Here is a 12,110-nt window from a genome sequence, read left to right as displayed (position 1 = left end):
GACGCGCCCGCACCGGCCCCGGCCGCCGTGACGGCGCGCGGACTCAGCGCAGCCGTCGCGCGAGGGCCGCGAGTGTGGCGTCCAGGTCCGCTGGGCGGGGCCGGTTGTGCGGGAGCTTCGAGAGCAGCGCGGCCATGCCGCAGGTGTCGGTGAGGGCGGAGAAGACCAGGCCGCCCGCGACGCCGGCGGAGAGCAACTGCCAGGCGGGGTGCAGGAGTCCGAGACCGAGGCCGGCGAGGACGACCGCCCCGGCGGTCAGCCGGACCTGGCGTTCCATGGACATGCCGGTCCGGGCGGCGCCGGCCGGGCGGTGCAGTTCGTGGCCGCGCTCCGCCCAGGCGCCGGTGCCGCCGGTGAGGGTGGCCGCCGGTACCCCGTGCTCGGCCAGCCGGGCGCAGGCGTTCGCCGAGCGGGCGCCGGAGCGGCAGACCACGAGGAGTTCGGCGCCGGCGCCGGTGAGCACGGGCAGCGCGCGGTCGAGCCGGTCCATCGGGATGTTCAGGGCGCCCGGCAGGTGTCCTGAGGCGTATTCGCCGGGGGTGCGGACGTCGATCACGGTCAGCTCGCCGAGGCGGCTGTGGGCCTGGTCGGCGTCGAGGGCGACGGGGCTGTTCATGGGGAGTGTCATCCTTGCTCTTCGGGGGTGCCCCACAGGGCGGAGTACGATACCCCTAGGGGTATGGACGGAGGAGTGTTCGTGGAACTGGAACTCGCGGGTGACGAGCTGAAGTCGGTGCTGAACCGGCTGCGCCGGGCGCAGGGACAGATCTCCGGGGTGATCCGGATGATCGAGGAGGGGCGCGACTGCGAGGAGGTCGTGACCCAGCTCGCCGCCGCCTCGCGCGCCCTGGACCGGGCCGGGTTCGCGATCATCGCGACCGGGCTCCAGCAGTGTCTGACCGACGTCGGGAACGGCGCGAAGAACGGTGAGACCAGTGAGCAGATGCGGGCCCGGCTGGAGAAGCTCTTCCTGTCGCTGGCCTGAGCCTCACAGCACGACGTCCAGCAGCATCAGCCCCGCCACGGCCAGCAGCGCCCAGGCGAAGATCCGCTGCAGCGTGCCGCCCGAGACCCGGGCGGCCAGCCGCTTGCCGTCCCAGGCGCCGAGGACGGCCGCCCCGGCGAACGGCGCGACGACCGCCCAGTCCAGGTTCTGCGCCGTTCCCGCGCGGGCCAGCAGCGCGGCGAGCGAGTTCGCGGTGATCACCAGCAGGCTGGTGCCGACGGCCGCCCGCATCCGCAGTCCCACGACGTTCACCAGGGCCGGTACGGCGAGGAAGCCGCCGCCGACACCGAGGACGCCGGTCACCGCGCCGAGGCCGGCGCCCGTTCCGGTGATGCGGCCCGCTCCCGCGGGCGACGTTCCCGGCCCTGCGGTGGCGGGCCGCAGCATCCGGACCGCCGCCAGGCCCGCGATCAGCGAGAAGGCGCCGGTCAGCAGGGCGGGAGGCAGCTGTCCCGAGACCGCCCCGCCGAGCGCCGCCGGGATCAGCCCGGCCGCCGCGAACAGGGCTCCGGCCCGCCAGCGGACGGTGCCCTGCCGGGCGTGCCCCGAGAGCGCGGTGGCAGAGGTGACGGTGACGATGACCAGGCTCGCGGTGGTGGCCGCGGAGGGGGTGAACCCCAGCAGATAGATCAGGGCGGGCACGGTCAGCACGCTCCCACCGCCCCCCAGCGCCCCGAGCGCCAGCCCGGTCACGGCCCCGGCGACGAGCGCGAGGATCAGGACGCTCACGCGGCGGGGTCCTCGAACGCGCTGCCGCTCCCGGAGGCGGAGGGGCCGGCGGGGTCGGTCGTACCGGCGACGGTGTCCGTGGACGTCCGGCCGCTGTCGGGGGCGGCGGCGGGCGTCGCAGCTGCGGCCGGGCTCGTGGGAGTTCCACTGCCACCGGGGGCGGCCGGGGCGACGGGAGTCGCGGGATGCGCGGAGTGGCCGGGAGCGGGGGCGGGCGAGGGGGCCTGGGCCATCGGCAGGCCTGATGCGAGCGCCGAGGCGAACGAGTCGTCGACGGCCACGACCTCCCGGCCCGCCGCGTCCAGCAGCGAGGCGGCGATCGCGGCCCGCATGCCCCCGGCGCAGTGCACCCAGACGGTGCCGGCGGGTATCTCCCCGAGCCGGTCCCGCACCTGGTGGACGGGGATGTGCACCGACCCCGCGACATGGCCCCCGGCCCGCTCGGCGTCGCGCCGGACGTCCAGGACCACGGGCCGCGCGGGGGAGGCGTAGGCCTCGGCCAGCGCGGCGAAGGAGGCGCGGCGGAAGGAGCGCGGCCGGGCGTCCTCGCCCACCCAGTCGGCCGGCGAGCCGACCGCGGCGGCGGCCGGCCGGTCGATCCCGACCCGCGCCAGTTCCCGCTGCGCGCGGGCGAGTTGTTCCGGCGACTCGGCGAGCAGGGTGACCGGCCTGCCCCAGGGCAGCAGCCAGGCCAGGTACACGGCGAGCTGCCCGTCCGCCTCGAAGTTGAAGGCTCCGGCCACGTGTCCCGCGGCGAACGCCAGCCGGCTGCGCAGGTCGACGACCCATTCGCCGGCCGCGAGCCGCGCGGCGATCTCCGCCGCGTCGGCGAGCGCGGGCGGTGTCAGGTCGACCGGGGCCGGGCCCTGCGCGTTGGCGGGGCCCATGTGGGCGTAGTACGCGGGCACGTCGTCGAGGCCGGCGAGCAGGTCCGCGACGAACGCGTCGACGTCCTTGACCAGGGCCTCGTTCCCGGCGCGCTCACGTCCGATCGTCGTCGCGTCACCGTCGGCGGACCCGGCGGAGCAGAAGCTGCCGAAGCCGTGGGTGGGCAGGACGGCCGTGTCGTCGGGCAGCTCGGCGGCGAGCCGGTGCGCCGACGCGTGCTGGGCGCGGGCCAGTTCACGGGTCAGCCGCGGTTCGACCAGATCGGGCCGGCCGACCGTGCCGATGAGCAGCGAGCCGCCGGTGAAGGCCGCCACGTCCCGGCCGTCGTCCTGGAGGACGTACGCGGTGTGGTGCGGGGTGTGGCCGGGGGTGGCCAGCGCCCGCAGGGTCAGCCCGGCGTCGATCTCCACCGTGTCCCCGTCGGACACGGGGACACGGTCGAAGGCGACCCGGGCTCCGGCCGGGACCAGGTAGGCGGCCCCGGTGAGCCGGGCCAGCTCCAGTCCGCCGCTCACGTAGTCGTTGTGCAGGTGCGTCTCGACGACGTGCGTGATCCGGGCGCCCCGACGGGCGGCGGCTGTGATCACCTGCTCGACGTCCCTGGGCGGGTCGACGGCGACGGCGGCACGCGGGCCGCCCGCCAGATAGCTCCGGTTGCCCAGGCCCGCCACCTCGATGGTGTCGACGAAGAACACGGTCGCACTCCTCTCCCGCGGGAAGCCCGAGGGCTTCCCGGCTCGGTGAAAATTACCCCCGGGGGTATATCCACCGTAGCAGAGGTACCCCCGGGGGTATCCGAGAGATCGTGGCGAGGCCCCCTCGGGCCGGTGGGCCCGGCGCGGGAGCCCGCCCGGGGACCCGCGCCCGGGGCCGCCGCGCCCTACCTGGCCTTCTACCGGCGGGTCACCCCGTAGGGTCGGTCGGTGGAAGGTCCATCTAGGGAAGGGCTCATTCACATGGCGCAGGAAGTACGGGGCGTGATCGCACCGGGCAAGAACGAGCCGGTGCGCGTCGAGACGATCGTCGTGCCCGATCCGGGGCCCGGCGAGGCCGTGGTGAAGATCCAGGCCTGCGGCGTCTGCCACACGGACCTGCACTACAAGCAGGGCGGCATCAACGACGACTTCCCGTTCCTGCTCGGCCACGAGGCGGCCGGGGTCGTGGAGTCGGTCGGCGCCGGAGTCACGGACGTGGCCCCCGGCGACTTCGTGATCCTCAACTGGCGTGCGGTGTGCGGACAGTGCCGTGCCTGTCTGCGCGGACGCCCCTGGTACTGCTTCGACACCCACAACGCGAAGCAGAAGATGACCCTGAAGGACGGCACCGAACTGTCCCCGGCCCTCGGCATCGGAGCCTTCGCCGAGAAGACGCTGGTCGCGGCCGGACAGTGCACCAAGGTCGACCCGTCGGTCTCCCCGGCCGTGGCCGGACTCCTCGGCTGCGGAGTGATGGCCGGGATCGGTGCCGCCATCAACACGGGCAACGTCGGACGCGGTGACACCGTGGCCGTGATCGGCTGCGGCGGCGTCGGGGACGCGGCGATCGCGGGCTCCCGGCTCGCGGGCGCGGCGAAGATCATCGCCGTGGACATCGACGACCGCAAGCTCGCGACCGCCGAGAAGCTCGGGGCCACGCACACGGTCAACTCCCGGAACACGGACGCCGTCGAGGCGATCCGCGAGCTCACCGGCGGCTTCGGCGCCGACGTCGTCATCGAGGCCGTCGGCCGCCCCGAGACCTACCAGCAGGCCTTCTACGCCCGCGACCTCGCCGGAACCGTCGTCCTCGTCGGGGTGCCCACCCCCGACATGAAGCTCGAACTCCCGCTGATCGACGTCTTCGGCCGCGGCGGCTCCCTCAAGTCGTCCTGGTACGGCGACTGTCTGCCCTCCCGCGACTTCCCGATGCTGATCGACCTGCACCTCCAAGGACGCCTGGACCTGGGCGCGTTCGTGAGCGAGACGATCGCCCTGGACGACATCGAGGCGGCCTTCGAGCGGATGCACCACGGCGACGTGCTGCGGTCGGTGGTGGAGTTCTGATGGTCGCGCGCATCGAACACCTCGTCACCTCGGGCACGTTCGAGCTCGACGGCGGCACCTGGGAGGTCGACAACAACGTGTGGATCGTCGGCGACGACCACGAGGCCGTCGTGATCGACGCCGCACACGACGCCGACGCGATCGCCGAGGCGCTGGGCGACCGCCGGCTGCGCGGGATCGTCTGCACCCACGCCCACAACGACCACATCGACGCCGCCCCGGCCCTGGCGGACCGCACCGGGGCCACCATCTGGCTCCACCCCGACGACCTGCCGCTGTGGAAGCTCACCCACCCCGACCGCATGCCCGACGCCTGGCTCCAGGACGGCCAGGTGATCGAGGCGGCGGGCACCGACCTGACCGTGCTGCACACCCCGGGCCACGCCCCCGGCGCGGTCTGCCTCTATGACCCGGGCCTGGGCACCCTCTTCTCCGGCGACACCCTCTTCCAGGGCGGCCCCGGAGCCACCGGCCGGTCCTACTCCCACTTCCCGACGATCATCGAGTCGATCCGCGACCGGCTGCTCACCCTGCCGGCCGACACCGTCGTACGGACCGGACACGGCGAGACGACCACCATCGGGGCGGAGGCTCCCCACCTGGAGGCGTGGGTCGCCCGCGGCCACTGACCCGGCACCCCGTGCCGCCGGCGCGGCGACACGGGGAGAACGCCGGACGGATACCTGACAGAAGATGTCCGGCTTCTAGGAGAGGCTCGGAGCGAGAGACGGGCTCGGGCCTGTCCGGCGATTCCCGTCGGACGGGCCCGGGACCCGACGACGCTACGCGCACGGAGGTCGGACATGTCAGGGCCGTCGCAGGAAACACTGCGGGACAAGGTCGCGCTGGTGGCGGGCGCGACCCGCGGCGCGGGCCGCGGAATCGCCGTGGAACTGGGCGCGGCCGGCGCCACCGTCTACGTGACCGGCCGCAGCACCCGGGAGCGGCGCTCGGAGTACGACCGCCCCGAGACCATCGAGGACACGGCCGACCTCGTCACCGCGGCGGGCGGACGCGGGATCGCGGTCCCGACCGACCATCTCGTCCCGGCCGAGGTGGAGACCCTCGTCGCCCGGATCGCCGACGAGCAGGGCCGCCTCGACGTCCTGGTCAACGACATCTGGGGCGCCGAGAAACTCTTCGAGTGGGACACCCCCCTGTGGGAGCACGACCTCGACAACGGCCGCAGGATGCTCCGGCTCGCCGTCGAGACCCACGCGATCACCAGCCATCACGCGCTGCCCCTGCTGCTGCGCACGCCCGGCGGCCTCGTCGTCGAGATGACCGACGGCACCGCCGAGTACAACCGGGACACCTACCGGGTCTCCTTCTTCTACGACATCGCCAAGGCCTCCGTGCTGCGCATGGCGTTCGCCCTCGGACACGAACTGGGCCCGCGCGGTGCCACCGCCGTGGCGCTCACCCCGGGCTGGATGCGCTCGGAGATCATGCTGGAGGCCTTCGGCGTGACCGAGGAGAACTGGCACGACGCCGAGGAGCGCGAGCCGCACTTCGCCATCTCCGAGACGCCGTACTACGTGGGGCGCGCGGTCGCCGCGCTCGCCGCGGACCCCGGACGCGCGCGCTGGAACGGGCAGTCCCTCTCCAGCGGGCAGCTCGCCCAGGTGTACGGCTTCACCGACCGGGACGGCAGTCGCCCGGACGCCTGGCGCTACATGGTCGAGGTGCAGGACAAGGGGGGACCGGCGGACGTCACGGGGTACCGCTGACCCCAGGCCCTTCGGGAGCAGGGGTGGCGCTGATCGCGGGCCGTCCAGGGAGCAGGGCACCGGGACCTGGAGCCGGGACCTGGAGTCCGGACGGACGTCTGTCGCTGCGGCGATCATGGAGGTAGCTTCCCTGCCATGACTGCGATGAGGCGCTTCGAGGGACACGGTGTTCTGATCACGGGCGCGGCCCGCGGCATCGGGGCGGCGACCGCCCGCCGCCTGGCCGCGGAGGGCGCGCACGTCCTGATCACCGACGTGGACGTGGCCGCGGCCGAGAAGACCGCCGCCGCGCTGCGCGAACTCGGCTCGCGCGCCGAGGCGTTCGGCTGCGACGTGGGCCGGCGGGCCGAGGTCGAGGCCGCGGTGGCGTACGCCGTCGACACCTTCGGCTCGCTCGACGTCCTGGTCAACAATGCCTACCGGTGCAGCCCCGACGCCCCGCTCTTCGAGGACGAGAGCGACGAGGACTGGGCCGCCGACCTCGACATCACCCTGACCGGCGCCTACCGCTGCGCCCGCGCCGCCCTGCCGCACCTGGTCGCCTCCGGCCGCGGGGCCATCGTCACGATCGGCTCGGTCAACGGGATCCAGGACTTCGGCAACCATGCCTACAGCGCGGCCAAGGCGGGGCTGATGTCGCTCACCCGCACCCTGGCCGGCCACGCGGCGGCCCGGGGTGTGCGCGTCAACCTCGTGGCGCCCGGGACGGTCCGCACCACGGCGTGGGAGGGCCACGAGGACGATCTCGCCGCCGCGTCCCGGCTCTATCCGCTCGGGCGGGTCGGCGAACCGGAGGACATCGCCGCCGCCGTCGCCTTCCTCGCCTCGCGGGACGCGGCCTGGATCACCGGCACGACCCTGTGCGTCGACGGCGGTCTGCTGGGCGTCAACAAGGGGTTCAGGGAGGCGGTCGGCGGCGAGCGCGAGGACGGGAGCTGAGTCGCGCGAAAAGGGGTGTGGTGCCGGGCCCGACGGCACCCTTCCTGACAGGATGGCCGCATGGAACGCGTACTTGGCATCGGCGGTTACTTCCTGCGGGCGGCCGACCCGGCGGCCCTCGGCGCCTGGTACCGGGAGTGCCTGGGCCTGGACGCCGACGAGAACGGCCTGTGGCGGCCGGACGCCGGGCCCACGGTGTTCGCGGCCTTCGAGTCCGGGACCGACTACTTCGGGTCCCCCGCCCAGCAGACCATGCTCAACTTCCGGGTCCGCGACCTGGACGCCATGCTCGCGCAACTGCGCGCCCGGGGAGCGGACGTGGCGCAGGAGACCCAGGACATGGACGGCGTCGGCCGGTTCGGCTGGGTCACCGACCCGGAGGGCAACCGGATCGAACTCTGGCAGCCCGCCTGACCCGGTACCAGGGAATCCCCCTGACCCGCCCGCCTGACCCGGGACCCGGCAGTCAGCTCCTGACCTGGGCCGCGGGACCCAGGCATCACCCCCTGACGCGGGCGGAGCCCCCGGTGCGGCCCCCGCCGCCCCGGCTCGTCACAGGCGCGGCCCCGCGCAGTGCCGCTCCACCGCCGCGAAGACCCGGTCCGTGTCGGCCTCGGACGTACGCCAGTTGCTGAACGCGGCCCGCAGCCCGTGGGTGCCGTCGTAGCAGGTCGGTGTCAGGAACGCCTCTCCCGAGGCGGCGACGGCGTCGGCCAGCGCCTGCACCCGCCGCTCGGTCGGGTCGTCGGCCAGCGTGAAGCACACGACGTTCAGCCGCACCGGCGCGAGCAGCCGCAGCCCGGGGGCTCGGGAGATCCGTTCGCCCAGACGCCGGGCGAGCGCGACGTTCCGTTCGACGATCTCGCGGTGCCCCGCGCGCCCGTAGGCGGCCAGCGAGAACCAGGCCGGGAGCGCCCGCAGCCGCCGGGAGTTCTCCGGCGTCAGATGCAGGAAGTCGGGATCGGCGCCGGGAAGTCCGAGATAGGGCGAGGCGTTGTGGAAGACCCGGACCTGGAGGTCCTGCCGGCGCGTGAACTGGACGGCCGCGTCGTAGGGGACGTTGAGCCACTTGTGCAGGTCGACACAGACGGAGTCGGCCTCGTCCAGGCCCGCCACCAGCGAGGAGAACGCGGGGGAGAGCGCGGCGAATCCGCCGAACGCGGCGTCGACGTGGAGCCAGAAGTCATGGCGCTCCCGGAGCGCGGCGACGGCCCGCAGATCGTCGAAGTCGACGGTGTTCACGGTGCCCGCGTTCGCCACGACGACGGCCGGACGCCCGCCCAGCGCGCCGAGCGCCGCGTCGAGGCGCTCGACGTCGACGGCCTCGCGGTTGCCGGGCAGCACCGGCACCCGGCGCAGACTGCCCCGGCCGAGGCCGAGCACGGACAGCGCCTTGGCGACGCTCGAGTGGGGACTGCCGGAGAGCACGTCCACCGGACCGAGCGCCCCGACCCCGTCGTCCGACACCGAGACACCGAGGCGCTCGCCGAGCCACTCGCGCGCGATGGCGAGCCCGACCGTGTTCGAGGCCGTCGCGCCGCTCACGAACGCCCCGTGGTGCTCCGCGCCGAGTCCGAACAGTTCGCGCAGCCAGCCCAGCGTCTCGTGCTCCAGCGCACTCGCGGACGAACCGGCGGCGCCGGACACGTTCTGGTCGTAGGCGCCCGTCAGCCAGTCCCCGGTGAGCGCGGCGGGTGTCGCTCCGCCGGTGACGAACCCGAGGTAGCGCGGCCCCGCGGAGCCGGAGAACCCCGGTGCCCAGCGCCCGGCGAACCGGGCCAGGGCGTCCTCGGCGCCGGCGCCCTCCTCCGGGAGCGGGTCGGGGGCGGGCGCCTTGGCAAGCCCGGCGACGGGACGCCGGTCGAGGCCGCCCGTCTCCTGGACGGCGAAGTCCCGGGCAGCTTGCAGGAGTTCGGGGAGACGGGCGAGGTCGTCGGAGAGCGCGGGGTCCATGACAGCAGCCTAGAAGCAACATCCGCCCGGCGAGCGGTCCACTTCGGGGACGGTGGACCCGAGTCGTAGCGGCGAGGAATGTCACTGTTTCGTCCCTGTCTGAGCGGCCGTACAACGCAATACCCTCGAGCGCGGTCTAGTAGACGTCGAAGCGATGGACACGAACAGGAAGGTCCGCCATGGGGGACACAAGGAGAAGAGGAGCCGTCGCGCTCGGACTCACCGGGCTGGTGGCACCGCTCACCCTGGCGCTGGGGGCGGCGCCCGCGCAGGCGGCGAGCTGTACGACGGCCGCGGGCCCGTACCAGAAGCAGGTGGAGAAGTTCCTCGGGCGACCCGTCGACGGCCGGCAGTCCACCGCCGACTGCAAGGCGATCCAGGCCTTCCAGAACAAGCACGGCATAACCCCGAACATCGGGTACGCGGGTCCCGTCACCTGGGGCGTGATGGACCTCATGAACAAGCAGAAGGCCGTGGGGAGCACCCCCAACCGGAGCGGCGCCTGCCCCGTGAACAAGGGCCGGATCGCCTGCGTCAACCTCACGCTCCAGCTCAGCTGGATCCAGGACGGCAGCCGCCTCGTCTACGGTCCGGTCCCGGTCCGCACGGGCCGGGACGGCTACGAGACCCGCACCGGTCTGAAGAAGATCTACTGGCGCGACATCGACCACGTCTCGAGCATCTACAACGTGTCCATGCCGTACAGCCAGTTCTTCGACGGCGGTCAGGCCTTCCACTCGGTGGGTCTGAGCATGTGGAACCCGCCCGGTTCGCACGGCTGCGTCAACATGACCCCGACCACGGCCAAGAAGTACTGGTCGCTGCTCAGGAACGGTGACGACGTGTTCGTCTACGGGCGCAAGCCCGGCACGTGAGCGAGTGACGAGCTTCACGGTCCGTTATGTCGTGCGATGGGTCTTTACTCACATCATCTTCACGTCCAGGGCCGTATGCTTCACGCCATGTGCACCACTCTTGACAACGACACTCAGCGATCCGCTGCCGAAGTCAACGAGGAGATCCGGGCTCTCTGGTTCCGGGCAGGTGGGTCGCTGAACATGGACGAGCGGCGTGAGTACCAGCGCCTCGTCCTGGAGTGGGCGAAGGCCACCCCGTCGTCCTCCGCGACCCGGGCCGCCTGACCCTCCGCGTCCGGCAGGGCTCCCCGTCCCGGGGAGCCGTCGCCTCGGACCTTCGGCACCGCGAAGCGGCGCCCCGGAGCCGGCTCCGGTCCTCGGGACCGGCTCCCCACCCAACTCTCTTCGCCCCGGCCCCGCGCAGCGCGGCCGGGGCGCTTTTTCAGCCCCAGCTCTGCGAGTACTGCCGCCGGTAGGCGTTGCGGTCCTGCTCGGTCCGGATGAACCGGGTCGCCACCAGCGCGATGACGCTTCCCCCGATGACCAGCAGACCGGGGCCGATGTTCTGCGGGTCGGTGAGCTCGGACACGAACGTCTGGGCCGCCCCTTCCCCGCCCACCGACTCCACCGCGCCGGGAGCCGCCGAACCCGGCGCGCCTCCCTGCGAGGCCATGGCCGTCGCCGAGGGGGCGGGAGCCTGCTGGGCGCCGCCGGCCGAGCCCTGCGCCGGCTGACCCGCGAGCGTCACGCCCAGCGCGGTGAGCGCCTTGGTGACCGGCTGGAAGAACGTCGTACCGCCGCTCTTGCAGTCCCCGTTGCCGCCCGAGGTGACGCCCAGCGCGATGCCCTCCGAGAACAACGGGCCGCCGCTGTCGCCGGGTTCGGCGCACACCGTGGTCTCGACGAGCCCGGTGACCGTCCCCTCCGGGTAGTTGACCGTCGCGTTGAGCGCGGTCACCTGGCCGTCGTGCAGTCCGCTGGTGCTGCCGCTCCGGAACACCCGCTGCCCCACGGTCGGATCGGCGGCGCCGGTGATGCGCACGCCGTTGCCGCCGCCGATCGCGACGACGTTCGTCCCGGCCCCGGTCTGCTGCGCGCTGTCGTACTGGATCAGTGAGAAGTCGCTGCCGGGGAAGGCCGTGGTGACCGTGCGGCCCACCTGCTGCTTGCCGGTGTTGTCGGAGAACCACACCGACCCGGCGGGGCCGCAGTGTCCGGCCGTGAGGATGAACTCACCCTGCGCGTTGCTCACGTTGAACCCGGCCGAGCAGCGCCCGCCGGTCGAGAAGATGGCCTGCGCGCCGTTCACCCGTGTGGTGAAGGTGCCCTGGGTCCGCTGCATCCGCACCGAGTCGCCGATGCCGTCGGCCAGCTTGGTCATGCGCTTCCAGTCGGTGGCGGAGACCGTGCTGTCGGCCTGCACCACCACCTCGTTCTTCGTGTAGTCCACCGCCCACGCCGTGCCCGGCACGCGGGGGGCCGAACTCAGGTCCTGGGTCGCGGACTTGAGGTCCTGCATGCTGTGCGAAACGACCTTGGGACGAGCACCCGCCCGGCGCACCGCGTCCGCCGCGTCCGCGTCGGTGACCGCGACGACGGGGCGGCCGTCGGCCGCTATCCAGTTGCCGGCCGTGCGCGCGGTACCCAGCCGGGACACCAGACCGGCGCCCGTGTCCGCCGCGGCCTGCGCCGAACTCGCCGTCGTGCGCGACGCGTCGGACGGTTCGGCGGCCATGGCGCGCGTCACCATGAACCCTCCGCAGAGCAGCCCGCCGACGGCCGCGAGGCGCGCCCCCCGTCGGACGATCCGTCGTCGTGCGTGCCTCATTGCATGGGCTCCCGAAGCCGTACGGAGCGGCGTCCCCGACGCCGGAGGCCCCGGTCGAGGGCCCTCCCCTCATACGTGCGTCCACGCCCGCGCGTTCAGCGCGTCCCGGAGCTCGCGCGAGGTGGCCGGTTCACGTCG

12 protein-coding genes and 1 pseudogene are annotated in these 12,110 nt (G+C 73.3%); 8 read left to right on the top strand and 5 right to left on the bottom strand.

The genetic code is table 11. From position 1 onward, the window contains the following. Positions 1–43: 43 nt before the first annotated feature. Positions 44–616 carry a rhodanese-like domain-containing protein gene (locus IO36_RS08040; protein WP_037617638.1) on the bottom strand — a complete coding sequence of 191 codons (573 nt, stop codon included), beginning with the start codon at positions 614–616 and terminating at the stop codon, positions 44–46. A gap of 81 nt (positions 617–697) precedes the next feature. Between IO36_RS08040 and IO36_RS08035 the strand changes: the two genes are divergently transcribed. Further along, positions 698–985, top strand: coding sequence for a metal-sensitive transcriptional regulator (locus tag IO36_RS08035; RefSeq protein WP_037618462.1), 288 nt, complete (start codon positions 698–700; stop codon positions 983–985). Positions 986–988: 3 nt separating this feature from the next. Here IO36_RS08035 and IO36_RS08030 read toward each other — a convergent pair whose 3' ends face one another. Together IO36_RS08030 and IO36_RS08025 are read right to left on the bottom strand one after the other, a co-directional pair. Further along, entirely contained in the window at positions 989–1,735 is a 747-nt protein-coding gene (locus tag IO36_RS08030; protein ID WP_037617636.1) for a sulfite exporter TauE/SafE family protein, read from the bottom strand. A 230-nt stretch (positions 1,736–1,965) separates the two neighbouring features. After that, positions 1,966–3,318 (bottom strand): annotated as a pseudogene (locus IO36_RS08025) (rhodanese-like domain-containing protein); the annotation flags it as partial. A gap of 261 nt (positions 3,319–3,579) precedes the next feature. On the opposite strand from IO36_RS08025, the gene IO36_RS08020 reads away from it, so the two are divergent. The 5 genes from IO36_RS08020 (at position 3,580) to IO36_RS08000 (ending at position 7,748) form a co-directional block, all read left to right on the top strand. Continuing rightward, positions 3,580–4,665 (top strand): S-(hydroxymethyl)mycothiol dehydrogenase, encoded by a 1,086-nt coding sequence (locus IO36_RS08020; protein WP_037617634.1) that lies wholly within the window; start codon positions 3,580–3,582, stop codon positions 4,663–4,665. Next, positions 4,665–5,294: an MBL fold metallo-hydrolase gene (locus tag IO36_RS08015; RefSeq protein ID WP_037617632.1), complete on the top strand. Its 630-nt coding sequence runs from the start codon at positions 4,665–4,667 to the stop codon at positions 5,292–5,294. The genes IO36_RS08020 and IO36_RS08015 overlap by 1 nt, the downstream gene beginning before the upstream one ends. Before the next feature lie 174 nt (positions 5,295–5,468). Further along, positions 5,469–6,395 carry an SDR family oxidoreductase gene (locus tag IO36_RS08010; RefSeq protein WP_037617630.1) on the top strand — a complete coding sequence of 309 codons (927 nt, stop codon included), beginning with the start codon at positions 5,469–5,471 and terminating at the stop codon, positions 6,393–6,395. Positions 6,396–6,530: 135 nt separating this feature from the next. Then, entirely contained in the window at positions 6,531–7,334 is an 804-nt protein-coding gene (locus IO36_RS08005) for an SDR family NAD(P)-dependent oxidoreductase (RefSeq protein ID WP_037617628.1), read from the top strand. 60 nt (positions 7,335–7,394) lie between these two features. Then, a complete protein-coding gene (locus IO36_RS08000; protein WP_037617626.1) occupies positions 7,395–7,748 on the top strand; it encodes a VOC family protein in 354 nt (117 codons plus the stop codon). 138 nt (positions 7,749–7,886) lie between these two features. Here IO36_RS08000 and IO36_RS07995 read toward each other — a convergent pair whose 3' ends face one another. After that, complete coding sequence (locus tag IO36_RS07995) at positions 7,887–9,287, bottom strand: pyridoxal phosphate-dependent decarboxylase family protein (protein WP_037617624.1); 1,401 nt, start codon at positions 9,285–9,287, stop codon at positions 7,887–7,889. Between the two features lie 179 nt (positions 9,288–9,466). Between IO36_RS07995 and IO36_RS07990 the strand changes: the two genes are divergently transcribed. Together IO36_RS07990 and IO36_RS07985 are read left to right on the top strand one after the other, a co-directional pair. Then, positions 9,467–10,162, top strand: a complete 696-nt coding sequence (locus IO36_RS07990; RefSeq protein ID WP_037617622.1) for a L,D-transpeptidase family protein — start codon at positions 9,467–9,469, stop codon at positions 10,160–10,162. Positions 10,163–10,237: 75 nt separating this feature from the next. After that, on the top strand, positions 10,238–10,429 hold the full coding sequence (locus tag IO36_RS07985) for a hypothetical protein (protein ID WP_037618458.1): 192 nt from the start codon (positions 10,238–10,240) through the stop codon (positions 10,427–10,429). A gap of 157 nt (positions 10,430–10,586) precedes the next feature. Here IO36_RS07985 and IO36_RS07980 read toward each other — a convergent pair whose 3' ends face one another. Continuing rightward, positions 10,587–11,972, bottom strand: coding sequence for a S1 family peptidase (locus tag IO36_RS07980; protein ID WP_037617620.1), 1,386 nt, complete (start codon positions 11,970–11,972; stop codon positions 10,587–10,589). Between the last annotated feature and the right edge of the window lie 138 nt (positions 11,973–12,110).

The organism is Streptomyces aureus (genome assembly GCF_000725495.1).
Lineage (GTDB): Bacteria > Actinomycetota > Actinomycetes > Streptomycetales > Streptomycetaceae > Streptomyces > Streptomyces aureus_B.
Note: the sequence above shows the minus strand (reverse complement) of the source record. Positions and strands in the feature narration are given on the sequence as shown.